This window comes from Actinoplanes sp. HUAS TT8, assembly GCF_051380535.1.
Classification (GTDB): domain Bacteria; phylum Actinomycetota; class Actinomycetes; order Mycobacteriales; family Micromonosporaceae; genus Actinoplanes.
The window spans coordinates 9836435-9860007 of record NZ_CP195646.1; the positions used below are offsets into that span (position 1 = coordinate 9836435).

Genomic DNA, 23573 nt, shown 5'->3' on the forward strand with positions numbered 1-23573 from the left:
GACATGAGCAGCAGCCCCAGGGTCACCGAGAGCAGCGTGCGTACCCGCACCATGGCCAGCCTGCAGCGCAACCTGAGCCGGACCCAGCAGGCGCAGGACCAGATCTCCAGCGGCAAGCAGCTGAACCGGCCCTCGGACTCGCCGACCGGCACGGTCACCGCGTTGCAGTTGCGCGGCGAGGTACGGGCGAACAAGAAGTACTCGAACAACGCCGACGACGCGGTCGGCCGGCTCGGCGTGGTGCAGGACAACCTGCAGTCCTCGGTGGAGCTGCTGACCGTGGCCCGCAACCTGACCCTGGAGGCCAAGAGCGGCGGGCAGGCCACACCGGAGGCGAACAAGGCCCGGGCCGCCCAGCTCGAACAGATCAAGGGCAACCTGATCCAGTTCGCCAACTCGAAGTACCTGGACCGGCCGGTCTTCGGCGGGTCGACCCCGGATGCCACCGCCTACGACACCGGCGGCAGCTACGTCGGCGAGTCGGCCGGCGAGACGCTGCGGGCGATCGGCCCGAACGCCAAGGTGCGGGTCGACGTCCGTGGCCCCGAGGTGTTCGGTGACGACCAGATCGACGACGGTAACGGTGGTCTGGTCGACAACCCCACCCAGATGTTCCGCGTCCTGGACAACATCATCGACGCCATGAAGTCCGGTGATGCGGACGCGATGGACACGGGACTACAGAACCTCGACAAAGCGTCTGATCTCGTGAAATCCACTCTTTCGGACGTAGGCGCCCGATACAATCGGGTTACACAGATGAAGCAGTCCGCTGAGGATCGCTTGATGTCCGTGTCGTCGCAGCTGTCCGATATCGAGGACGTCGACCTGCCCAAGGCGATCATGGATTTGCAGCTCCAGCAGACCTCGTATCAGGCCGCCCTGGCCGCCACGGCCAAGGTGATCCAGCCCTCGCTCATCGATTTCCTGAGGTGACCATGACTACTCGCACCATCTCCCGACCGCTCGAGGCCACGATGACCGATCCGTCGCTGGGTCTGCCGACCATCTCGATGGCGGTGCCCATGCCTGGGTTCCCGGCGCACAAGGAATTCGTCCTGGTGCGACTGAACGACGACGGTCTGCTCTACGCCCTGACCTCGCTCGACAACCCGGAGCTGCGGTTCCTGGTGGCGCCGCCGGAGCCGTTCTTCCCGGAGTACGCGCCGGAGATCGACGAGTCGGTGTTCGCGGCGCTGAACACCAAGGACTCGGATCGGGTCCTCCTGCTGACGATCATCACCGCGAGCAAGGAGGAGACCACCGCGAACCTCCTCGCCCCGATCGTGGTCGACCGGGACAGCATGCGGGCCATGCAGACGATCCTCACCGGCTCCGGCTACCCGGTCCGGGCGATCATGAACCGGACGTTCTGAACCTCATTCAAAGGCGCGGCCGCGTTCTCTCGCGGCCGCGCCTTTGTCATGCTGTCCGTTCCATGGATGGAGGAGGACGTCGATGCTTGTGCTGACCAGGCGGGCCGGAGAGAGCGTGATGATCGGCGACGAGGTCGTCATCACCGTGCTGGAGGCCCGTGGCGATGTCATCCGGCTGGGCATTCAGGCCCCGCGTGACGTGCAGGTGCACCGCGAGGAGGTGTACCGGGAGCTGCAGGAGGCGAACCGGGCCGCCGCGTCGCCGACCGACGAGGCGGTCGACGCGCTGACCCGGTTGGTGAACGACAAAGCCGTGGATTGAGGGCGCACCTCACCTGCACCGGCGGCTGACCCCGCGGACAACGTGCGGCGAGCATTCTTCTCCACGACGGAGAACTTCAGTCGGGGAGCGGTCGTGGGCTCAAAGCGGGAATCAGTCATCGGTACCGCGCTGGATCTGACGGTGGATGCCCACGTGCACACCGGTTTCTCGGCCGGGCGGGATGCCGTCGGCGTGGTGGTCTCGGCCGCCGACCGGGCCGGCTTGACCGCGCTGACCTTCGCCGACCAGGCCGGTCCGGACACCACCTGGCTGAACGCGTACGCCGACGCGGTGCGCCGGGCCCGGCACCGCACCGAGATGACGCTGCGGGTGGCCGCCGAGGTCGAGGTCGTCCGCCCGGACGGCTGGCTGGCCCTGCCGCCCGATCTCACCCAGCTGGACGCGCTGTCGGTGGCCACCTCGGCGCTGCCGCACGGCGACGAGCTGCTCGACGCTCGTGCGGTTCGCGCCCTGGTGGCCGGCGGCGGTGCGACCGCCGAGCAGGTCGCCGAGCAGTTGATCGCCGCGACCGTGCGCGGTCTCGAGCGTGCCTCCCGGTACGTGCCGACCCAGCTCGCCCGGCCGCTCGCGCTGCTGGCCCAGGCCGGAGTGGACGACGCCGCGGTGTCGCCGGCGCTCATCGCCGATCTGGCCTCGGCCTGCCGTACGACCGGAACCGTGGTCGAGATCAGCGAGGCGTGGCGCAGCCCGTCCCCGCGCCTGGTCGCGCTGCTGCGGGAAGCCGGCGTGACGCTGGTGCCCGCGAGTGACGCCCGGTACGCCGCCGAGGTGGGCGGCTGGCAGTACCTGCGACGAGTCTGAACGAAAGGCAAACACGGATCGCACTCGTCTCCGTACTCTCTGTCATGCCAGCACTTCAGCATGGGAGAGATGCGATGAGTATGGTTCAACAGGCCATCGAGGTGAGTGCACCGCTGCACACGGTGTACGAGCAGCTCGCCGCGTTCGAGAACTACCCACGGTTCATGACCGGCGTCCGGCAGGTGACCACCACCGGCACCGACCAGACGCACTGGATCATGGATGTGGACGGCAAGCGCCGTGAGTTCGACGCGCAGATCATCGAGCGGACACCGGACGAACGGGTCTCCTGGTCGACCATGGAGGGCCCGCTGCTCGCCGAAACCCTCACGCTGCGGCCGATGGGCGAGACCAAGACCCAGATCGTCGCCCAGCTCGAGGCCGACATCGCGTTCCTCATGCCCAGCGACCGGCACGGCCAGGAGTCGCTGAACCGTCGCCTCAAGGCCGATCTGACCACGTTCAAGGGCCTGGTCGAGAGCGGCGTCCTGGGCGGGCGCCCGATCCCCACCGGCGCCGGCGTCCGACGCCTCCCTGGCCCCTCGCACACCCTGTTCAGCTCGGACTTCGCCTCGCCGGCCTCGGTCGCCACCCGCGTCCACCGCCATCCCCCGGCCACCCAACCGGCCCCCGGCGGACCGGGCGCGGGCTGGGACAACGGCGCCGCCGACCTCGGCAACGCCGACCCGACCGGCCTCGGCCTGACCGACAACCCCCTGCATGCCCCGGCCGGCGCCGACCCCGCGCTCTCCGGCGGACGCACGGTGACCAAACGCGGCACCGGCCCGATGAGCGGCGGCGTGGCCGGCTCGGCCCGCATGGGCGGACGCACCCCGGCCAGCGACATCTGGGGCAGCGGCATGATCAACGAAGAGGATCGCGGCATCGGCTGACCACCCCGAAGATCAACTTCAAGATCTTCATTGCCTATGTCCGCCGTGGTCCCGATCGTCGCTCCCGCGGGGACCCTTCCGGTCTGAGCAGGGCGCTGGCGCGCCCAGAACGCTCAGCCCGAAAGGGCGACGTGGTCGGTTGGTTGCGGTCAGAGCACAAAACCCCGAATGGCCGCCGCGCCGTGTGCGCGGCGGCCATTCGCGGTCAGCGGGGGGCGGCTTCGAGGGTGACCAGCAGGCACGCGCCCCGCGGTTTTGCGTGCTCGTAACGCACCGACCCGCCGTTCGCCTCCACCAGGTGCCGCACGATGAACAGCCCCAGCCCGGCCCCGCGGATGAACCGCCCGAACACGCTGGGCAGTACGTCCTCGGGAATCCCGGCCCCGCTGTCCTGAACGGTCAGCAGCACGGTCCCGCCGGCCTGCGGGCAGGCACCGACCCGGACCGGCGCCGCCCCATGGGTCAGCGCGTTCTTCAGCAGGTTCTCCACCACGACGGCGAGATGTCCCCGGTCGGCCAGCGCCGACAGTTCCTCGTCGATCGCGATCTCCACCCGGTCGTCGGCGCCGGCCGCGGCCCGGACCAGTTCGAGCAGCGGCACCGGCACCCGCCGCGCGGTCACCGTCCCGGTGTCCAGCCGGAACAGCAGCTGCAGGTCGTTCATCATCTTGACCAGCCGCCGGGTGTTCTTGTCGATCTTCTGGGCCAGTTCCAGCCGGACGTCGTCGGGCAGGTCGGCCCAGTCGGCGCTGAGCAGCTCGGCCAGGCTGGCGATGGAGCTGATCGGCTGGGCCACGTCGTGGGTCAGCATCGAGGTGAGGTCGTTCTTGAACGCGAGCGCGGTGGCCAGCCGTTCGTTGCCGCGTTCCAGCTCGGCCGCGTGCGAGGTGAGCGCCTCCTCGGCCTCCTTGCGGGAGGCGATGTCGACGCAGGTGGCCACGTATCCGCGGGTCGCCCCGGCCGCGTCCGGGATGGCGGCCATGGTGGCCAGCACCGGCACCGCGGTGCCGTCGGCCCGGGGGAGCAACCAGTCCCCGCCGCTGCCCGGTGGCGGCAGCGGGGGCGGTTCGCGCAGGTCGTCGTGCTGGCCGGTGAGTTCCCGCCAGCGCCGGTTGACGTCGATCACGCGGTAGTTGGCGTCCAGCACCATGACCGCCTCGTTCATCGACTGGAGCAGCGTGTCGGCGAAGTCCTGCCGGTCGCGCAGCTCGGCGACCAGGCGTCGCTGGCGGCGGTCGGCCAGGTCCAGGGTCCGTACGAGAAAGGCGAGTAATCCGAGAAGGCCGAGAGCGGCCAGGATGGCGCCGGTGCTGACCGCCGCGGCCGGCCGGCTCAGCCCGGTGCGCACCGCGAACGCGCTGACCAGCGCGGCGATCAGCGGCGCGGCGATGAGCGCGGGGGCCAGCCGGCGCACCGCGGTCCGCGGCCCGGACTGGTCCAGGGTGCGTAGCGGCCCGGCCTCGGGGCGGGCCAGAATGGCCCCGGCGGTGAGCGCGAGCAGGGCCACGGCCAGGTAGAGCGGCATTACCCCGGCCGGTTCCTGCCCGTTGGGGAAGGTCGCCGCGAAGAGCCGGGGGACGAGCGCGACCAGCGCGACCGTGGCCGCGCCGAGCAGCAGCGGGTCGGCGACCCGGATCGGCACCTCGCCGTCGCGGCGGGGCAGTCGCAGGTCGAGGCAGGCCAGCGCGAGCCCGGAGAGCAGGGTCGCCACCGCGGCGGCCGGATGCCGGTCGAGGGCGGCGCCGCCGAGGATCGCCGCGGTCAGCGCGAGTCCCGCGGCCGGGCCGGTGCGCAGCCGGCTGTCGAGCGGGAGGACCTGGAGGAGCAGGGCGAGCCCGGCCGGAACCAACGCGACCGCCGGAGTGGTCGTGAGACCCTCCGGCGGCGCGGTGATGTCGGACGTACGCGTGTTCAGGATGCCGAGGATGGTGACGGTGATCCCGGCACAGCCGGCGATCAGCCGGGACAGCCTGCCCACGCCACGTGCCGCGATACGCACATATACCCCCATGACGTGAGGAAATGAGCATATCGCGACATGCGCGGTTACTTACCCGCCCAGGCGAACCCTTCCTCCAGGCGGATCTTGCTGGCCACACGCGCGATCTCGGCGTGCATCCGGTTTGCGTGGTGGCCACAGAAGGCCAGGTCGCCGCCGCTGCTCAGGGTCACCTCCAGCTTGGCGGCCGCGCCACAGCGATCGCAGCGCTCGGTCAGTTCGCCGACGATGTCGATCTCGGGCGACAGCAGGGTGGTCATATCGCTCTCCTTGCTCAAGTGGCGGTGTGCAGCGGTCCTGACAGCGGAACAAATCGGCCCTGGGTGGGAGGGCCTTAGTCCTTCGCCCGGTGAATCGGCGCAACGTGGTCGCACCCGGACGAGACCTGGACCCGCACTTCTCCAACTTCAGGATTTCCCTCAAGTCGCTCCGGCATGCCATTCGGCGCCGGGGCACCTACTTGAGGGAGACTTTTGATGCTCGGTTCCGACGCCCGTCGCTTGGCCGTCCGTTTCGCGGCCGTCGCGAGCGCCGCCACCGTTTCTCTTTACGGTTTCACCGCGCCGGCCTCGGCCGCCGCTGTTCCGGCCGCACCTCGGACCGGGACGATCCTGGAGGCCGGCGCCGCCACGGCCATCCCGGGCAGCTACATCGTGGTTCTCAAGGCCGGCGCCTCCGATTCGCAGGATCTGATCTCCCGGTACGGCGGTCAGACCCTGGACAGCTACAAGGCCACCGTACGCGGATTCCACGCCCGGATGTCCGAGACCCAGGCGGCCCGCCTCGCCGCCGACCCGGCCGTCCAGTACGTCGAGCAGGACGCCGTGATCGAGGCGGCCACCACCCAGCCCGGCGTCACGTGGGGCCTGGACCGGATCGACCAGCGCGTGCGCACGCTGGACAGCAAGTACACGTACCGCTCGGCCGCGAACGTCACCGCGTACGTGATCGACACCGGCATCCGCACCTCGCACCGGGAGTTCGGTGGCCGCGCGAGCAGCGGCTACGACTTCGTCGACGACGATCGGGTCGCCGACGACTGCAACGGGCACGGCACGCACGTGGCCGGCACGATCGGCGGGGCCACGTACGGCGTCGCCAAGGACGTCAAGCTGGTCGGCGTCAAGGTGCTGGACTGCGACGGCTCCGGCTCGTACTCCGACTTCATCGCCGGCATCGACTGGGTGACCGCGCACGCCAAGCTGCCCGCGGTGGCCAACATGAGCATCGGCGGCCCGCAGAGCCAGGCGCTCGACGACGCCGTCAACCGTTCGATCGCCCGGGGCGTCACGTACGCCGTGGCGGCCGGCAACGACAACCGCAACGCCTGCCGCTTCTCGCCGTCCGACACCTCCAACGCGATCACCGTCGGCGCCGTGGACAGCGCCGACCGGCGGGCCTCGTTCTCCAACTACGGCGCCTGCCTGGACATCTTCGCGCCCGGCGTGAACATCAAGTCGGCGTCGCCCGACTCGAACAGCGCCACCGCGATCATGAGCGGTACCTCGATGGCCAGCCCGCACGTGGCCGGCGCGGCCGCGCTGGTGCTCGGCGCCCACCCGAACTGGACGCCCCAGCAGGTGCGGGACGACCTGGTCACGCACGCCGACGCCGGCCTGGTCCGGAGCGCGGGCGCCGGCTCGCCGAACAAGGTCCTCTTCACCGGCTACCTGAACGACGCCGTGAACGCGGCCCGGGCGGCCCGGGTGGCCGCGGCGGCCAAGGCCGCTCGGGTGGCTGCGGCAGCGAAGGCGGCCCGTGTGGCTGCGGCGGCGAAGGCCGCTCGGGTGGCTGCGGCGGCCAAGGCCGCTCGGGTGGCCAAGGCGGCTCGGGTGGCCGCCGCGGCCAAGGCCGCGAAGATCGCCAAGGCGAAGGCGGCCGCGAAGGCGGGCAAGAAGCGCCGCTGACCCCGATCCCGGCACACGCCGCGCGACGCATGACGCGTCGCGCGGCGCTGTGTTTTCCGGCCGAGATCGGCCGTCCGGCCGGGGGTGCGGCAAAGTGCCCAACTCATCGGTCCGGGGCGGCTAGCGTGAGATCGACCCCAGCCCCGAGGAGGACGCATGTCCGAGGCGCCGGTCGCCGCTACGCCGACCATCCTGGTCGTCGACGACGAAGAAGATCTCCGCGACATCATGCGCCGCATGCTGGAGCGCAAAGGCTACGCCGCCATCACGGCCGGTGACCCGGACGAGACGATCTCGGTCTGCCAGAACCACCCGGGCGAGATCCACGTCATGGTCACCGACCTGACGCTGCCCGGCGAGCAGTCCGGCGGCGAGTTGGCGGCCGCCGTCCGGAAGATGAGGCCCAAGATCCAAGTGATCTTCATTTCCGGCCTGCCCAAGGACATCGCGGTCGCCAAGGGCCTGGTCACCGAGGACGACATCCTGGTGAAGAAGCCGTTCACCGCGGACGCCCTGCTCGAAGCCCTCAAACGGGTCCTGGAAGAAGGTCCGGACGAGGCCACGGGACCGTGAGTTCACCCAGGCGCCAGCGGGCCGGGCCGTCGAGCACGGGCCGGCCCTCGTCCCGCAGCCGGCGGACCGTGGCCAGCCAGCGCTGCCGCGGCCCGAACGGGGTCGCCTCGGTCTCCCACGCCCGGCCCAGCGCGCGCAGCAGCTCGTGCACCGGGTGACCGGGCACGTTGTGGTGGATCAACGCCTTCGGTAGCCGCTCGGCGAAGACCGCCGGATGCTGCAGATCGGGCAGCCGGGCCGACAGGGTGAGCGTCGACGGCTCGCCGTCCTCGACCACCGCCCACGTCGCGATCCGGCCCAGTTCGTCGCACGTGCCCTCGACCAGCAGCGCGCCGCTGCCGGTCATCTGTCGCCAGGCCGCGTCCACCCCGTCCTCCGGGTACTGCCGGAGGACGTTGAACGCGCGCACCACCACCGGCGCGAGCCCGGCCAGCTCGAAGCCGCCCCGGCGGAACTCCAGGTGCGGGGGGTCGGCGAAGGGGAGGGCGGCGCTCACCCGTACGGGATCGATCTCCAGACCGACGACCGTGACGTCCGGGCGGACCGCGGCCGCCAGCCGCCCCCGAAGCTCGACCGCCGTGACCGGCGTCGCGCCGTACCCCAGATCGACGACCAGGGGCACGGCGGCCGACGTCAGAAGATCCCCGCATCGGTACGCGATGAAGTTGTCCACCCGCCGCAGACGGTTCGGGTTGGTCGTGCCCCGGGTGATCGCCCCGACCGGTTTCACCTGGACTACAGCTCCCGGTGCACCTTGTGCTGGGCGGCCTGGGCGATCGGCCGGATCACCAGGCGGTCGATGTTCACGTGCTGCGGCCGGGTCGCCGCGAACGCGATGACATCCGCGATGTCGTCGGCCACCAGCGGCTCCTTGACGCCCGCGTAGATCGCGTCGGCCCGCGCCTGATCCCCGCCGAAGCGGTTGAGCGAGAACTCGTCGGTCCGGACCATGCCCGGGTCGATCTCGATCACCCGGACCGGCTTGCCCGACAATTCCAGCCGGAGTGTCCCGACGAGTGCGGTCTGGCCGTGTTTGGCCGCGACATAACCCCCGCCACCCTCGTACGGCGTGAAGGCCGCGGTCGAACCGACGGTCACGATCGTCCCGGCCCCGCTCGCCTCCAGCGCCGGCAGCAGCGCCTGGGTGACGCGCAGCGTGCCCAGCACGTTCACGTCCCACATGGCCTGCCAGTCGGCGACCGCCCCGTCGGCCACCTGGTCCAGCCCGACCGCCCCGCCGGCGTTGTTGACCAGCAGCGCGAGCGGCGCGCCGAGCTCGGCCACGGCGGCGGCCAGCCCGGCCACCGACTCCTCCGAGGTGACGTCGCACACGACCGCGGTCACGTTCGCGCCGATCTCCTTCACCAGCGCGTCCAGCCGGTCGGCCCGCCGGGCCGCGGCGACCACGTGGAAACCCTCACCGGCCAGGCGCCGGGCGGTCGCCGCGCCGATGCCACTGGATGCTCCGGTGACCACTGCGATTTTCTGCATGTGCAGATCTAACCGCATGACCTGAGTCACCCCGGCCCGGCTGCGTAGTGGTTCAGCCCACGCCGATGGGGAAGATGACAAGTGTGCAACAAGCTTGTTCCGGTTGAACACTGGCGGAGGGATTGAACGTGGTCGAGGTCAGCTGGCCCACTCCGCGGCGCATCGCCACCCTCTCGGTGCACACCTCCCCGCTGGAGCAGCCGGGCACGGGTGACGCCGGCGGGATGAACGTCTACATCGTCGAGGTGTCCAAGCGTCTCGCCGCGGCCGGCGTCGAGGTGGAGATCTTCACCCGGGCCACCTCCAGCGATCTGCCCCCGCTGGTCGAGATGTCGCCGGGCGTGCACGTCCGGCACGTCACCGCGGGGCCGTACGAGGGGCTGAACAAGGAGGAGCTCTCCTCCCAGCTCTGCGCGTTCACCACCGGCGTGCTGCGGGCCGAGGCGGCCCACCCGCCGGGCCACTACGACCTGATCCACTCGCACTACTGGCTCTCCGGCCAGGTCGGCTGGCTGGCCCGGGAGCGCTGGGGCGTGCCGCACGTGCACACCGCGCACACCCTGGCCAAGGTGAAGAACCGCCTGATCGCCACCGGTGACCGCCCCGAGCCGAAGGCCCGGGTGATCGGCGAGGAGCAGGTCGTCGCCGAGTCCGACCGCCTGGTGGCCAACACGCGCTTCGAAGCTCAGGACCTGATCAGGTATTACCAGGCCGACCCGGCCCGGGTCAGCGTCGTGGAGCCCGGCGTCGACCTGGAACGCTTCCGCCCCGGCGACGCCGACCGGGCCCGGTTCGGCCTGCCCGAGCGGGACCGGATCGTCGCCTTCGTCGGCCGTATCCAGCCGCTCAAAGCGCCCGACGTGCTCATCTCGGCACTGGCCGAGCTGCGCGCCCGCGGCACCGAGAACGTGACGCTGGTGATCTGCGGCGGTCCCAGCGGCAGCGGGCTGGACAAGCCCACCGCCCTGATCGACCTGGCCGCCACGCTCGGCGTCACCGACTCGGTGGTGTTCCTGCCCCCGCAGACCGGCGCCGGCCTGGCCGCGCTCTACCGGGCCGCCGACCTGGTGGCCGTGCCGTCGTACAACGAAAGCTTTGGTCTTGTCGCCCTTGAGGCGCAGGCGTGCGGCACCCCGGTCGTCGCCGCCGCGGTCGGCGGCCTGGTCACCGCGGTCCGCGACGGCGAGAGCGGCGTGCTGGTCGACGGCCACGACCCGGCCGACTGGGCGCGCGTGCTGGACCGGCTGCTCGCCGCGCCCGGCTTCCGCCACCGGCTGTCGGCCGGCGCGGTCGCCCACGCGTCGCAGTTCTCCTGGGATCGGACCGTGGAACGCCTGCTCCGGGTCTACCGTGACGCGGTGAGCGAGCACCGGGCGATGATCGCGGCCCGGCTGGAAGGGGCGGCGTGGGCATGGTGACCGATCTGATCGAGCGCGTCCTCGACGAGCGCGAGCTGGAGTGGGAATCCACCGGCGAGTCGTCCTATGTGGTCACCCTGCCCGGCACGCACAAGCTGAAGACCGCCTGCAACCTGATCGTCGGCGAGCACGCGCTGCGGATCGAGGCGTTCGTGATGCGCCAGCCCGACGAGCGCCGCGAGGAGCTGTGGGCCTGGCTGCTGCGGCGCAACGCCCGGATGTTCGGGGTGACGTTCTCGATCGATGCGGTCGGCGACATCTACCTGACCGGGCGGGTGTCGCTCAAGGGCCTGGACGAGGACGAGCTGGACCGGCTGCTGGGTTCGGTGCTGACGTATGCCGACGAGTCCTTCGACACGATGCTGGAGATCGGTTTCGGTACGTCGATCCGCCGGGAGTGGGAGTGGCGGGTCAAGCGGGGCGAGTCCCTGGCCAACCTCCAGGCGTTCAAGCACTTCGCCGCCCCGGCCGCCGATCCCGCCGGCTCCGCGTCGGCCTAGGGCAAACCTGTCGCATCCCGCCGGCTCCGCGTCGGCCTAGGGCAACCCCGTCGCATCCGGCCGGGCGCCACTTCTCGTGCGTCGGAGCAGCTCGGCTCCGGGGCCGGGTTGGGTGCCGCGTGTTGACGGCAGCCCGGCGGTGTGCTCCGGGCTCCGGTCGGGCGTCGTCCCGGCCTGCTCGGCAGCGCCTCGACAAGATCGCCGTGGCCTGCGCAAACGCGATCTTCCCAGCTTGAATTCACCTACTCGTCACCCGCCGTCAAGGTCATCCGGGTGCCCGGACTGATTCGACGCCCATCATTTCCTCACCCGGCCGGAGTCGTTATTTCTCCCGGTATCAAGGAGTCCGGACGAGTGAATGGCGGATCGTCCGATCGGTTGGTTGTTGGCGATTGTGACGCCTGAGACAGATGTCGACACGAATACGGGTTGTGAGGCTTGACTGCCCCAACTAGCGTGGTCGATGGACGCCGAGCCGTCAGTTCGGGGAACGGGACGATCAGCAATGATCTCCACGGATCGGCGTTTGGGGACGGGTGGCATAAGCCGTTGGGGGACGGCGCGACCCGAGACCGGCGGTTAGTGCGGGCGACGCCTATGGGGATGGGGGTCGCCCGCCGCCGCCGGTGCTTTTGTTTGCGGGCCGGCGCGCGAAGGATCTCGCGTTCATCGAATTCCCGCGCGCCCATTCGTTTATTGCACGGACCGTGCACGTCCGTCCGATGTGTTCAGTGCCGACGCCGTACCTCGAAGATCAAAATCGTGTCGGCAATGACGAACCATCACTGTGGACGGTCATCGCGGCCACCCTGCGCTCCCGCGCCGGCCCGGCCACCAGATGCAGTCCGGCGCCGAGCAGCCCCACCGCGCCCACCACGAGCCAGTGCCACGACCCGAAGAATTCCAGCCCGGCCCCGCCCAGAGCCGGCGCCACGAACGATGCCGCCGGGAAACTCAGGAAGAACACCGCCTGGTACCGCCCCCGCAGCAGCGGCGGTGCCAACTCCGAGTTGATCGCGGCATTCGGCGGTGCCGCGAGCATCCCCCCGACCGTCCAAACGGTCGCGGCGGTCAGATAGACGGCCAGGCTGTCGGCCGCGACCAGCATCGCGAACCCGCCCGCCATCACCACCATCGACAACGCCAGCACCCGATCCTTGCGCCGCCCGTCGATGATGCCCGGCACGAACAGTTGCCCGACCACGATCAGCGCCCCGCCGAGCGCCGTCACCAGGCCGTAGTCACCCGGCCCGAGCCCGTCGTCGTGCATCGCGAGCGGCACGATCGTGTTGGTCTGCACGTTCAGCAGCGCCTGCAGGATGGTCAGCCCCACAAAAGCCAGAAAGATCCGATCGGCGAAGACGGTCCGCAACCCCGGCGAACCGCCTTTGGCCGGCGCGACCCGGCCCAACGTCTCCGGCACTTTCCAGGCGATGATCACCGTCGTGATCAGCGTGCTGGCCGCATCAAGCAGGAACAACCCCAGATAGCTCCACCGGGCCAGCACCCCGGCCAGCAGCGACGCCCCCGCAGTGCCCAGATTGAACGCCCAGAACTGCAGATTGAACGCCCGCAGCCGACTCCCTGCCGGCACCACATCGGTGATCGCCGCGACAAACGCCGGCCCCGGCATCGCCTGAGTCAGCCCCAACAGCAGACACAGCCCGGCAATCACCGGCAGCGCCGTACTGAACGCGATCGCCACCAGCACCGCGGAACAGGCCAGATGCGACCAGAGCAGGGTCGGCCGCCGCCCCCACCGATCAGTCAGCACACCACCGGTCAGAGTCCCAAAAATCCCACCGATCCCGTACGTCCCCACAACCAGTCCCGCCAGCGCCACCCCGGCCCCACGCTCCGCCGTGAGATAGAGCGACAGGTAGAGCACCGCGAACCCGCCGACCCGGTTGATGAGCAGTCCCGCCCAGAGAAACCAGTACACGCCGGGCTGGCCCCCAACCGCACCCCGCAGCCACCCCCGCACCCGCTCACCCTTCCCACCCCGCACCACCGCGCCGCCTACACCGCTCACGCCGCCCGCTCAGCTCACGCCGCCGCCGCCCACTTCGCCCGCATCCGTGCCGCCCGCGTCCGTGCCGGCCGTGCCGCCCGCATCCACGCCGCCGCCCACGTCGCCCGAGCCGTCGCCGTTGTCGCCCACGCTGCCGCTGTCACCCGCGTCGTCGCCCACGCCGCCGCTGTCACCCGCATCGTCGCCGCAATCGCCGGCGCTGCCCACGCCGCCGTTGCCCGCATTACTGCCGCTTCCACGCCGTTGCCTTGCCCTACACCATTGCCTTACCTGCTGCCGTGCCGGCGCTCTGGCCGGCGCCGCCCAGCTCATCGCTGGCCCAGGACCCGTCGCTCCGGCCCGCGTTCCCGTCCAGCAACAAACAGCAAACTTTCCTAACCGTAACGGGTGAGACCTGTCCGCGCACAGAGCCCACCCTCCCGAAGGGGGTGAGCCCCCGCGACCATCGTTGCCGCAAACCCCAAGGTCATGTAGGTCGCCTGTGGACAAACCGCCAGTGTGGATAACCCCAAACGACCACCAGCCCGGCCTAAGCTGGGGCCGTCCGAGAAGCGGCGCAGTCAGGCACGGGTTACGGGCCGCGTCGACGTGGCGCGAGACCGGTGCGTCGCGGCGTGATGCCAGGCCGATGTGGCGCGGGTTGGCGCGGCGCGGGGCCAAACCGGCGCGGCGCGGCGCGGCGTGGGGCCGGCGTGGCGCGGGGCGCAGAGCCGACGTGGCGCGAGGCGCGGGGCCGACGTGGCGCGGGGCCGACGTGGCGCGGGGCCGACGTGGCGCGGGGCTGGGCCGACGTGGGATGGCGTGGGGTGGCGTGGCGCGTGGCGCGGGGCCAACGTGGGGTGGCGTGGCGCGTGGCGCGAAGCCGGAGTGGCGTGGCGCGTGGCGCGAAGCCGGAGTGGCGTGGCGCGAAGCGGGCCGCGTGACGGGACGCGGACCAGGCCAGGCCAGTCCAGCCGATCGAGGCGCGTCCCGCCCTCAACTCCCCGAGCCGCTAGCCGCCAAATCCGACGAGGCGACCCCAGCCCCCGTGTATCCACCCCCCACGGCAAGCCTTTCTTCTTCCGTACGCCGAAAAATTGCCCGGCGTTCCCGAGCCGGCCCAGCCAGAAGATGTCCCACCCCAGCCAGAACGCAGAGCCCGAAACACCCCACCCACAGCGCCGCCGACCCCAACCCTTGGAGGGTCAACCCGCCCAGTACGGGCGCCAGCGCCGTCCCCACCGACCAGGACAGCGAGTTGAGCCCTTGATACCGCCCCCGGAGCGCCGCCGGCGACAGCGCCGCCAGTGTCGCCGCGTTGCTGGGTGATTGCAGCATTTCGCCGAGTGTCCAGATCACCACGGTGACCGCGTAGACCCAGGCCGAGTGTGCGACCGCGACGAGCCCGAATCCGATGCCCACGATCACCGATGCGACGGCGAGGACGCGGTAGGGCCGGTGCCCTTGGATGAGTCGGGGCACGAAGAGTTGCCCGGACACGATCAGGATCCCGTTGACCGCGATCACCCACCCGTATGTCGAGGCGGAGAACCCGTCGGCCAGCATCGCGATCGGCAGGGTCGACGCGTGTTGGAGGATGACCAGCACGGACAGCAGGTTGATCAGGAGGAACACGGCGAACGCGCGGTCGCCGAGTGCGGCTCGCATGCCGCCGCGCGGGGCCGGTCCGGCTGTGGCGCGGCGGGCGGGCCGGGTCTCGGCCAGGAAGATCAGTGTGATTGTCGCGGTGACGAGTGTGGTTGCCGAGTCGACGACGAAGAGCAGCAGGTAGTCGAATTGGGCGGCGAATCCGGCGGCGATCGCGGCGAGCGCGAATCCGAGGTTGATCGCCCAGTAGTTCAGTGAGAACGCCCGGACCCGGTCTTGTTCGGGCACGATGTCGACCATCATGGCGGAGAAGGCGGGCCGCACTCCTTCGGCGAAGAGTCCGAGCAGCGCGGTGACGATCAGGATCTGCGGGTACGTCTTGGCGAATCCGAGGGTCAGCATCAGGGTCGCCGCGCCGAACTGGGCGATCAGCATGGTGGGCCGGCGCCCCCACCGGTCGGCGAGGACGCCGCCGGTCATGGTGCCGATGGCCCCGCCGACGCCGTAGAGGCCGATGACCAGGCCGGCCTGGCTCTGTGTGAAGTGGCGGTCGCTGGTCAGGTAGATGCTTAGGAACAGCACCACGAACGAGCCGATGCGGTTGATCAGCGTGCCGGTCCAGAGGAACCAGAACTGCCGGGGCAATCCGCCCGCGGCCTGCCGTAACCACCCTCGCACAAGATCCCCCGTAAGCACTGAAACCGGCCTCACTCCCTTACAACCTAGGGGATCGGGCAACCGATTTTCCACCCGCCCGGACCGGCGCCGGATGCGGCGGGGAAGATGTGGTCATGACTGGAACCCTGGTGCTGTTGCGACACGGCAACAGCGAGTGGAACGCCAAGAACCTCTTCACCGGCTGGGTCGACGTGGACCTGGACGCCAAGGGCGAGGACGAGGCCCGCCGCGGTGGAGAGCTGCTCAAGGAACAGAACGTGCTGCCCGATGTCGTGCACACCAGCCTGCTGCGCCGCGCGATCCGGACGAGTGAGATCGCCCTGCACATCACCGACCGGCACTGGATCCCGGTGAAGCGTTCGTGGCGGCTCAACGAGCGGCACTACGGCGCTCTGCAGGGCAAGGACAAGAAGCAGACCCTCGAGACGTACGGCGAGGAGCAGTTCATGCTCTGGCGCCGGTCCTACGACGTCCCGCCGCCGCCGATCGAGGACGACTCGGAGTTCTCCCAGTCGACCGACGCGCGGTACGCGGACCTGCCGCCGGAGATCAAGCCGAAGGCCGAGTGCCTGAAGGACGTGCTGGAGCGGGCTCTGCCGTACTGGTACGACGCGATCGTCCCGGATCTGCGGGCCGGCAAGACCGTGCTCGTCGCCGCGCACGGCAACTCGCTGCGCGCGATCGTCAAGCACCTCGACGGCATCTCCGACGAGGCGATCGCCAAGCTGAACATCCCGACCGGCATCCCGCTGCGCTACGACCTGGACGAGAACCTGCGTCCGATCACGGCCGGCGGTACGTACCTGGACCCGCAGGCGGCCAAGGAGGCCGCGGCCGCGGTCGCCAACCAGGGCCGTTGATACGAGGCGGGGCCGGGACACCCCCGTGGTGTCCCGGCCCCGCTCCCATCCGGGCGGTCAGTCCTGACCCGCGACCGGCTCTCCGGTGACCAGGTAGATCGTGTGCTCGCTGATGTTCACGGCGTGGTCGGCGTACCGCTCGTAGAACCGGCCGAGCAGCGCGCCGTCGATCGCGGTCTCCGCCCCGTACGGCCAGTCGTCGGCCAGCATGATCTTGAAAAGCTGACGCTCCAGGTCGTCGATCGCGTCGTCGTCCTTCTCCAGCTCGGCGGCGAGACCGGCGTCGCTGTGGGTCAGCACCGTGGTGATCTTCTCGGCCATCTGGTCGGCGATCTCGGCCATGCCCTTGAAGACCGGGCGCAGTTCGGCCGGCACGGCCGGCGACGGGTGCCGCCGGGCGGCGGTCTTGGCCACGTGCTCGGCCAGGTCGCCCATCCGCTCCAGGTCGGCCGAGATGTGCAGGGCGGTGATGGCCCGGCGCAGGTCGATCGCGACCGGCGCCTGCCGGACGATGATGTCGGCCACCTTGGCCTCGACCTGGTTGAAGATGGCGTCCACGTCGGCGTCACGCTGGATGACCGACTGAGCGGCTTCCAGGTCGGCGGTCAGCAGCGCGGTCGTCGCCTTGCGGAGCGCGGCGCGCACCGACTCTGCCATGGTCACCAGCAGGCGGCTCACTTCAGTGAGTTCGGCCTGGAACTCCTCGCGCATGATTTAAAGTCCCGATTGTCGGGGCCGCCCCGCCTCGTGGGTAACGGCCGAGGTTGCAGCTCACGCTAGGTCGACAGAGCTTCCCGGACATGAACACCGGTGAACGACGCCAGGCCCGGCGGTGAACTTTATTCGACGCGCGCCCGGTTCGTCCCTTTGGCCTTGTGGTCCAGGTAAACAATGACCCTACGATCGCTGCGTGGAATGGGGATACGCCGTCGGCTTGGTCTCAGCCGCGCTGGCCGTCGGTGTCGGTGCTGGGCTGACTCTCGCCCGTTTTCGCCGGCCGCCGGCGGAGGACGCGGTCGGGACCGGCTCACCGGAGGGGAGAGCCGCCATCGAACCGGACGACGATCGCCCGGCAGGTAAGAACGGTCTGAAGGGGCTCGGCCGCAAGAGCCTCGATTCACTACGGGTCGGAGTCGTCGTCCTCGACGCGGACGACTACCCGGTGCTGGTCAACCCGGCCGCCCGGGCGATGGGCCTGCTGCGGTCCGGTGGCGCTCCGGGCACCATCGCGGCGCACCCCATCCTGCGCACGCTGGCCGGCCAGGTGCGGCGCACCGGCGTACGCCGAGAGGTTGAACTTGATCTTCCGCGGGGTCGTGCCGGTGGCGCGCAGGCGCCGCTCGGCCTTCACCTGAGGGCGGTCGCGCTGAATGCGACGCACGTCGCCGTCGAGGCGGCCGACGTGACCGAGTCGCACCGCCTGGCCCGGGTCCGGCGTGACTTCGTGGCCAACGTGAGTCATGAGCTGAAGACGCCGATCGGCGCGCTGCAGCTGCTGGCCGAGGCCCTGCTGGACGCGACTCAGCTGCCCGAGTCGGTGCCCGAGGCGCAGTCCGAGGACCTGATGGCGGCCCGCCGGTTCGCCGAGCGGATCCACCACGAGTCGGCCCGGATGGGTCGCCTGGTCAGTGAGCTGCTCGAACTGAGCCGGCTGCAGGGCGCCGAGCCGCTGCCCAGCCCCGAGCCGGTCGCCCTGGACTGGGTGGTCGCCGAGGTGCTGGACCGCACGAGAACGACATCTTCCGCCAAGGCCATCGAAGTTACCTATTCCGGGCCTAAGGGCCTGATGGCGTACGGTAGCGACAGCCAATTCGCCACAGCGGTGACGAACCTGGTGGAGAACGCGATCGCGTACTCCGGCCCGGACACCAAGGTCGAACTGACGATGCGGCAGGAAGACGACTGGATCGAGATCGATGTCGCGGATCAGGGCATCGGCATCTCTCCGCAGGACGTGGATCGGATCTTCGAACGGTTCTACCGAGCCGATCAAGCCCGTTCCCGGGCGACCGGCGGGACCGGCCTCGGCCTCGCCATCGTCAAGCACATCGCCACCAACCATGGTGGCCGCGTGGACGTGACCAGCGCTCTCGGCGCCGGTTCGACGTTCACTCTGCGCCTACCGGCGCGCCCTTCGGAATCCCCCTCGCCGTCACCGACGGCAATTGAAATCGAGTCCGGTGTGACCCGGCAATGACCAGGTCGCCGACGACGGAAGGAACTTCATTGGCCCGCGTGCTCGTGGTCGAGGATGAGGAGTCGTTCTCCGACGCCCTGTCGTACATGCTGCGCAAGGAAGGTTTCGAGGTCTCGGTCGCCGCGACCGGCACCTCCGCCCTGACGCAGTTCGACCGGACCGGTGCCGACATCGTGCTGCTCGACCTCATGCTGCCCGAGATGTCCGGCACCGAGGTGTGCCGTCAGCTCCGGCAGCGGTCAGCCGTCCCGATCATCATGGTCACCGCCCGGGACAGTGAGATCGACAAGGTCGTCGGTCTGGAGATCGGGGCCGACGACTACGTCACCAAGCCGTATTCGCCGCGTGAACTGGTCGCCCGGATCCGGGCCGTGCTGCGTCGCCAGGGTGGCGAGGCGGCCGAGGTCAGCACTCCGACGCTGGCCGCCGGCCCGGTCCGGATGGACGTCGAGCGGCACGTCGTCACCGTCGACGGCGCCGGGGTGCAGTTGCCGCTGAAGGAGTTCGAGCTGCTCGAACTGCTCCTGCGCAACGCCGGCCGGGTGCTCACCCGCGGCCAGCTGATCGACCGCGTCTGGGGCGCCGACTACGTCGGTGACACGAAAACCCTTGACGTCCACGTCAAGCGTCTCCGCTCGAAGGTCGAGCCGGAGCCCAGCGCCCCCCGCTACATCGTCACCGTGCGTGGTCTCGGTTACAAATTCGAGCCGTGAGCGGAACGCGGCGAGGCGGGTTCGCGACCGCCTCGCCGTTTCGGCGGGGTTTGCGCGGCGGTGGTGGCCGGATGGACGGCGACCAGGCCGGACTTGATCCGGGCGTCGCAGACCTCGGCCAGCTTCCGGTAGGCCGCCTCGCCGATCAATTCGGTCAGCTCCGGCGCGTACGACAGATACATCGCCTCGGTCCCGACATGCGCCTCCGGTGACGAGGTGCACCACCAGGCCAGGTCGTGCCCACCGGGGCCCCACCCGCGCCGGTCGAATTCGGTCAACGTGGACTGCAGCAGTTTCGTCCCGTCGGCCCGCTTGATCCAGTCCTGCTCGCGGCGGATCGGCAGCTGCCAGCACACGTCCGGCTTGTACTTCAGCGGATGCACCCCGTCCCGCAACGCCTGCGCGTGCAGCGCGCACCCGCCCCCACCGGCGAAGTCGGCGTCGTTGAGGAACACGCACGGCCCGTCCTCGGACCGGGTCGCGGTGCGCCGGGCCGGTTTCGTGCCGTCCACGGTGTCCATCTCGGTCCACTTGTTGAACCCGCGCCGGTGCCGCTGCCACGTCTCCGGGGTGAGCTTGGCGACGGCGCCCTTCACCCGGTTCTCGTCGTCGGCGTCCGTGAAGAACGCGCCGTGCGAGCAGCAGCCGTCCTCGGCCCGGCCGGGCAGAATGCCGTGGCAGGACGACCCGAACACGCAGGTCCAGCGGGAGAGCAGCCAGGTCAGGTCGGCTCGGACCAGGTGTTGATCGTCGGCGGGGTCCAGGAACTCGATCCATTCCCGAGGGAAGTCGAGTGATACTTCCACGGGGCGTCGGGCGCGGCTCATCCCGCTCAGAGTACGCGGTCCTATGGATCATGACCGTTTGGCGCGGATTTATCCGGGCGCGCCGGACGTGGTTACGCTTGGGGGCGTGAGTTCTCGAGTTCCCGTGCTCCTCTCCAGCTCCTCGGTCTTCCCCGAGCCGACCGCGGCCGCGTTCGAGATGGCGGCCACGGTGGGCTACGACGGGCTCGAGGTCATGGTCTGGACCGATGCCGTCAGTCAGGACGCCGGAGCCCTGAAAGGCCTGGCCGACCACTACGACGTGCCCGTCCTCTCGGTGCACGCCCCCTGCCTGCTGGTCACCCAGCGGGTGTGGAGTTCCGACCCCTGGGAGCGTCTCAGCCGCGCCGCCCAGCTCGCCGAGTCCCTGGGCGCGCCCACCGTCGTCGTGCATCCGCCGTTCACCTGGCAGCGTGACTACGCCAAGAATTTCGCCCCCGGCCTCGCCAAGGTCCAGGCCCGCCACCCCGACCTGACCTTCGCCGTCGAGAACATGTTCCCGGTCAAGATGGCCGGCCGCTGGTTCGTGCCCTACACCCCGGGCTGGGATCCGACCGAGACCGGCTTCGACGCGTACACGCTGGACCTCTCCCACTGCGCCGCCTCCCGCATCGACTCGCTGGCCATGGCCGACAAGATGGGCTCCGCCCTCAGCCACGTCCACCTGGGCGACGGCACCGGCGAGGCCCGCGACGAACACCTCGTCCCCGGCCGCGGCACCCAGCCCTGCGCCGAGCTGCTGCGCTCCCTCGCCGGCCGCGGCTTCACCGGCTCGGTCGCCCTGGAGATCAACACCCGAAAAGCCGCCAGCCGCGCCGTCCGCGAAGCCGACCTCCGCGAGTCCCTCGAGTTCGCCCGCCACCACCTGGCCCCCGCGGATTCCTCCCGCCCGGCGATCAGCAAGGCGTAAACCCCAAGATCAAATTCTTCATTGCCTCGGTCCGCCGTGGTCCAGATCGTCGCTCCCGCGGGGACCCTTCCGACCTGAGCAGGGCGCTGGCGCGCCCAAAACACTCAGCCCGAAAGGGCGACGTGATCTTCCGGTCGCGGTCAACCCAAACCCCCCAACCCCCCCCAAACCCCCGAACCCCCAGCCGGCCCCAGGCCGCGCGCTGCCGACCGGCCCAGCGCGCACGCTGCGCGAGGTGGCTGCCACTCCAGGCTTCGCCCGCGGCGCGCGCTGGCCAGCTGGCGCTGAGGGTTGTTTTTTCGGGCTCAAGCAGCCGTGAGCGCCAGCCGGGACCTGGCCGCGCGCTGCCGACCGGCCCAGCGCGGGCGTCGCGCGAGGCGGCCGCCACTCCAGGCTTCGCCCGCGGCGCGCGTTGGCCAGCTGGTGCTGAGGGTTGTTTTTTCGGGCTCAAGCAGCCGTGAGCGCCAGCCGGGACCTGGCCGCGCGCTGCCGGCCTGGCCGGCGCGGGCGTCGCGCGAGGTGGCTGCCACTCCAGGCTTCGCCCGCGGCGCGCGTTGGCCAGCTGGTGCTGAGGGTTGTTTTTTCGGGCTCAAGCAGCCGTGAGTGCCAGCCGGGACCTGGCCGCGCGTTGCCGGCCTGGCCGGCGCGGGCGTCGCGCGAGGTGGCTGCCACTCCAGGCTTCGCCCGCGGCGCGCGTTGGCCAGCTGGTGCTGAGGGTTGTTTTTTCGGGCTTAAGCAGCCGTGAGTGCCAGCCGGGACCGGGACCGGGACCGGGACCGGGACCGGGGGCGGGGGCGGGGGCGGGGGCGGGGGTCGGGCGGGGGTTAGGCGGGGGTGAGGGTTTGGGCGGCGCGTTTGCGGGCTCGGTGGGCGGCGACGTGGGAGCGGGTCGCGCAGCGCTCGGAGCAGAAGCGGCGGCAGTTGTTGGAGGACGTGTCGAGGTACACGTTCCCGCAGCGTTCGTCGGCGCAGATGCCGAAGCGGGCGCTCCCGTACTCACACAGCCAGACCGACAGCCCCCACACGGCGCCGGCCAGGTATTCCGCGCTGACCGAGGAGCCGCGGCTGGCCACGTGCATGTGCCAGTCACTGGCGTCGTGGCCGGAGATGCGTGGCTGCACCGGGTAGGCCTCCAGCAGACCGTTGAGCTCGCGCACCGCGTCCATGTCGCGACCGCTGGTGCCGAACTCGAACACCTCGCGCAGCCGGCGCTGCGCACGGCGGAAGACGGCCAGGTCCTTCTCGACGACCTGGTCCCGCATGTACTCCAGATCGCCGGCGAACAGGGCCCGCAGACCCGCGAGATCGTCCAGGCCGGCGTTGACGAGGTCGACCGCCGTCCGCGCGTACGCATCGAAGTTCACCCGACCACGGTAGCCGCCCCGAGGCGCGAGGTGCGATTCCTCGACCGCACTGTCGCGCCGTCAACAGGCTCGGCGGTTAACGTAGGCCCATGCTCCGTTCCCTGTTTCTCGCCGCGGCCGGCTCCGCCCGGCTGGAGCGGCTGGTCGAGTCCGCGCCCGCCGGCCGGGGGGTGGTGAAGCGCTTCGTCGCCGGTGACGGCGCCGAGGAGGCGCTGGCCGTGTCCCGCGAGTTGGCCGACGACGGGCTCGCGGTCAGCCTGGTCCACCTCGCCGAGGACACCGAGTCGCCGGAGCAGGCCCGCGCGGTCCGGGAGGAGTATGTGGCGCTTCTCGCCCGGCTCCGGACGGCCGGCTTGGCCCCGGCCGCGGAGGTCAGTGTCAAGTTGTCCGCGCTCGGTCAGCGGATCGACGAGAAGGTCGCCCAGGAGCATGCCCGCGCGATCTGTGCCGCCGCCGCGGAGTCCGGCACGACGGTGACCTTGGACGCGGAGGATCACGGCACCACCGACGCGACCCTGGAGACCTTGTTCGAGCTGCGGCGGGATTTCCCGTCGACCGGGGCGGTGCTGCAGGCGCACCTGCGGCGCACCGAGGGTGACTGCCGGGAGCTGGCCGTGTCCGGTTCGCGGGTGCGGCTCTGCAAGGGGGCGTATTCGGAGCCCGAGTCGGTGGCGTTCCAGTCGCCGCTGGACGTCGACAAGGCGTACGTCCGATGCCTGAATATTTTGATGTCGGGTGAGGGCTATCCGATGGTGGCGACGCACGACCCGAGGCTGATCGCGATCGCCGAGGACCGGGCCCGCTGGTTCGACCGTTCCACCGGGGAGTACGAGTTCCAGCTTCTGCACGGCGTGCGCCCGGATGAGCAGGCCCGGCTGGCCGCGACCGGTCATACGGTGCGCGTCTACCTCCCGTACGGGAAGCAGTGGTTCGGGTATTTGATGCGCCGATTCGCCGAGCGCCCCTCCGGTGTGTCCTCCCTGGCTAGTGCGGTTTCGGCGCGGAAGTGACTCTTTCGGGCTAAACGGACACGGATCAGGCGTGTCGCACTTGACTTTTTGTGGGCAAATTACGGAACGCGACGCCCTGGTCACAGCCGCATCGATA

The 23573-nt window shown here is 70.3% G+C and carries 23 protein-coding genes and 1 pseudogene; 14 read left to right on the forward strand and 10 right to left on the reverse strand.

Annotated features, from left to right (window positions below):
• Window positions 1-3 precede the first annotated feature (3 nt).
• The 5 genes from ACSHV8_RS43840 to ACSHV8_RS43860 all read left to right on the forward strand — a co-directional run bounded on the left by ACSHV8_RS43840 (window position 4) and on the right by ACSHV8_RS43860 (window position 3413).
• Window positions 4-936, forward strand: coding sequence for a flagellin (locus ACSHV8_RS43840; RefSeq protein WP_436526033.1), 933 nt, complete (start codon window positions 4-6; stop codon window positions 934-936).
• A 2-nt stretch (window positions 937-938) separates the two neighbouring features.
• The gene (locus ACSHV8_RS43845) at window positions 939-1376 is read left to right on the forward strand and encodes a flagellar assembly protein FliW (protein ID WP_436526035.1); all 438 of its coding nucleotides are present in this window, start codon (window positions 939-941) and stop codon (window positions 1374-1376) included.
• A gap of 82 nt (window positions 1377-1458) precedes the next feature.
• Window positions 1459-1698: a carbon storage regulator CsrA gene (csrA, locus tag ACSHV8_RS43850; RefSeq protein WP_436526037.1), complete on the forward strand. Its 240-nt coding sequence runs from the start codon at window positions 1459-1461 to the stop codon at window positions 1696-1698.
• 141 nt (window positions 1699-1839) lie between these two features.
• Window positions 1840-2520 carry a hydrolase gene (locus ACSHV8_RS43855; protein WP_436526039.1) on the forward strand — a complete coding sequence of 227 codons (681 nt, stop codon included), beginning with the start codon at window positions 1840-1842 and terminating at the stop codon, window positions 2518-2520.
• 74 nt (window positions 2521-2594) lie between these two features.
• Window positions 2595-3413 carry an SRPBCC family protein gene (locus ACSHV8_RS43860; protein WP_436526041.1) on the forward strand — a complete coding sequence of 273 codons (819 nt, stop codon included), beginning with the start codon at window positions 2595-2597 and terminating at the stop codon, window positions 3411-3413.
• Window positions 3414-3618: 205 nt separating this feature from the next.
• Here the strand turns inward: ACSHV8_RS43860 and ACSHV8_RS43865 are convergent, their stop codons facing one another.
• Window positions 3619-5391 (reverse strand): PAS domain-containing sensor histidine kinase, encoded by a 1773-nt coding sequence (locus ACSHV8_RS43865; protein ID WP_436526043.1) that lies wholly within the window; start codon window positions 5389-5391, stop codon window positions 3619-3621.
• A gap of 68 nt (window positions 5392-5459) precedes the next feature.
• The gene (locus ACSHV8_RS43870; RefSeq protein ID WP_436526045.1) at window positions 5460-5672 is read right to left on the reverse strand and encodes a DUF7455 domain-containing protein; all 213 of its coding nucleotides are present in this window, start codon (window positions 5670-5672) and stop codon (window positions 5460-5462) included.
• 216 nt (window positions 5673-5888) lie between these two features.
• Here ACSHV8_RS43870 and ACSHV8_RS43875 point away from each other — a divergent pair, with 216 nt between their 5' ends.
• Both ACSHV8_RS43875 and ACSHV8_RS43880 read left to right on the forward strand, forming a co-directional pair.
• On the forward strand, window positions 5889-7319 hold the full coding sequence (locus ACSHV8_RS43875; RefSeq protein ID WP_436526047.1) for a S8 family peptidase: 1431 nt from the start codon (window positions 5889-5891) through the stop codon (window positions 7317-7319).
• Between the two features lie 156 nt (window positions 7320-7475).
• Window positions 7476-7892 (forward strand): response regulator, encoded by a 417-nt coding sequence (locus tag ACSHV8_RS43880; protein WP_436526049.1) that lies wholly within the window; start codon window positions 7476-7478, stop codon window positions 7890-7892.
• Here ACSHV8_RS43880 and ACSHV8_RS43885 read toward each other — a convergent pair.
• Together ACSHV8_RS43885 and ACSHV8_RS43890 are read right to left on the reverse strand one after the other, a co-directional pair.
• The gene (locus ACSHV8_RS43885; protein ID WP_436526051.1) at window positions 7846-8622 is read right to left on the reverse strand and encodes a class I SAM-dependent methyltransferase; all 777 of its coding nucleotides are present in this window, start codon (window positions 8620-8622) and stop codon (window positions 7846-7848) included. The genes ACSHV8_RS43880 and ACSHV8_RS43885 overlap by 47 nt on opposite strands.
• 5 nt (window positions 8623-8627) lie before the next feature.
• Complete coding sequence (locus ACSHV8_RS43890) at window positions 8628-9383, reverse strand: SDR family oxidoreductase (RefSeq protein WP_436526053.1); 756 nt, start codon at window positions 9381-9383, stop codon at window positions 8628-8630.
• 94 nt (window positions 9384-9477) lie between these two features.
• Between ACSHV8_RS43890 and mshA the strand changes: the two are divergent.
• Window positions 9478-10801, forward strand: a pseudogene (gene mshA, locus ACSHV8_RS43895) (D-inositol-3-phosphate glycosyltransferase).
• The gene (locus ACSHV8_RS43900; protein WP_436526055.1) at window positions 10795-11301 is read left to right on the forward strand and encodes a YbjN domain-containing protein; all 507 of its coding nucleotides are present in this window, start codon (window positions 10795-10797) and stop codon (window positions 11299-11301) included. Before mshA ends, ACSHV8_RS43900 begins: the two are co-directional and overlap by 7 nt.
• A 754-nt stretch (window positions 11302-12055) precedes the next feature.
• On the opposite strand, the gene ACSHV8_RS43905 is transcribed toward ACSHV8_RS43900, so the two are convergent.
• From ACSHV8_RS43905 to ACSHV8_RS43915, 3 genes are all read right to left on the reverse strand, one after another.
• Complete coding sequence (locus tag ACSHV8_RS43905; RefSeq protein ID WP_436526057.1) at window positions 12056-13189, reverse strand: MFS transporter; 1134 nt, start codon at window positions 13187-13189, stop codon at window positions 12056-12058.
• Window positions 13190-13342: 153 nt separating this feature from the next.
• On the reverse strand, window positions 13343-13540 hold the full coding sequence (locus ACSHV8_RS43910) for a hypothetical protein (protein WP_436526059.1): 198 nt from the start codon (window positions 13538-13540) through the stop codon (window positions 13343-13345).
• 768 nt (window positions 13541-14308) lie between these two features.
• Window positions 14309-15598, reverse strand: coding sequence for an MDR family MFS transporter (locus tag ACSHV8_RS43915; protein WP_436526061.1), 1290 nt, complete (start codon window positions 15596-15598; stop codon window positions 14309-14311).
• A gap of 113 nt (window positions 15599-15711) precedes the next feature.
• On the opposite strand from ACSHV8_RS43915, the gene ACSHV8_RS43920 reads away from it, so the two are divergent.
• A complete protein-coding gene (locus ACSHV8_RS43920) occupies window positions 15712-16458 on the forward strand; it encodes a phosphoglyceromutase (RefSeq protein ID WP_436526063.1) in 747 nt (248 codons plus the stop codon).
• A 57-nt stretch (window positions 16459-16515) separates the two neighbouring features.
• On the opposite strand, the gene phoU is transcribed toward ACSHV8_RS43920, so the two are convergent.
• Window positions 16516-17169: a phosphate signaling complex protein PhoU gene (phoU, locus tag ACSHV8_RS43925; protein WP_436526065.1), complete on the reverse strand. Its 654-nt coding sequence runs from the start codon at window positions 17167-17169 to the stop codon at window positions 16516-16518.
• Between the two features lie 199 nt (window positions 17170-17368).
• Between phoU and ACSHV8_RS43930 the strand changes: the two genes are divergently transcribed.
• Window positions 17369-18655, forward strand: a complete 1287-nt coding sequence (locus tag ACSHV8_RS43930; RefSeq protein ID WP_436526067.1) for a sensor histidine kinase — start codon at window positions 17369-17371, stop codon at window positions 18653-18655.
• 29 nt (window positions 18656-18684) lie between these two features.
• Window positions 18685-19368: a response regulator transcription factor gene (locus ACSHV8_RS43935; RefSeq protein ID WP_067697652.1), complete on the forward strand. Its 684-nt coding sequence runs from the start codon at window positions 18685-18687 to the stop codon at window positions 19366-19368.
• On the opposite strand, the gene ACSHV8_RS43940 is transcribed toward ACSHV8_RS43935, so the two are convergent.
• Window positions 19350-20195 (reverse strand): hypothetical protein, encoded by an 846-nt coding sequence (locus tag ACSHV8_RS43940; protein ID WP_436526070.1) that lies wholly within the window; start codon window positions 20193-20195, stop codon window positions 19350-19352. The genes ACSHV8_RS43935 and ACSHV8_RS43940 overlap by 19 nt on opposite strands.
• Before the next feature lie 85 nt (window positions 20196-20280).
• On the opposite strand from ACSHV8_RS43940, the gene ACSHV8_RS43945 reads away from it, so the two are divergent.
• Entirely contained in the window at window positions 20281-21102 is an 822-nt protein-coding gene (locus ACSHV8_RS43945) for a sugar phosphate isomerase/epimerase family protein (RefSeq protein WP_436526072.1), read from the forward strand.
• An 824-nt stretch (window positions 21103-21926) separates the two neighbouring features.
• On the opposite strand, the gene ACSHV8_RS43950 is transcribed toward ACSHV8_RS43945, so the two are convergent.
• Window positions 21927-22466, reverse strand: a complete 540-nt coding sequence (locus ACSHV8_RS43950) for a CGNR zinc finger domain-containing protein (protein ID WP_436526074.1) — start codon at window positions 22464-22466, stop codon at window positions 21927-21929.
• Window positions 22467-22555: 89 nt separating this feature from the next.
• Here ACSHV8_RS43950 and ACSHV8_RS43955 point away from each other — a divergent pair, with 89 nt between their 5' ends.
• Window positions 22556-23476, forward strand: a complete 921-nt coding sequence (locus tag ACSHV8_RS43955; RefSeq protein ID WP_436526076.1) for a proline dehydrogenase family protein — start codon at window positions 22556-22558, stop codon at window positions 23474-23476.
• Window positions 23477-23573 lie beyond the last annotated feature (97 nt).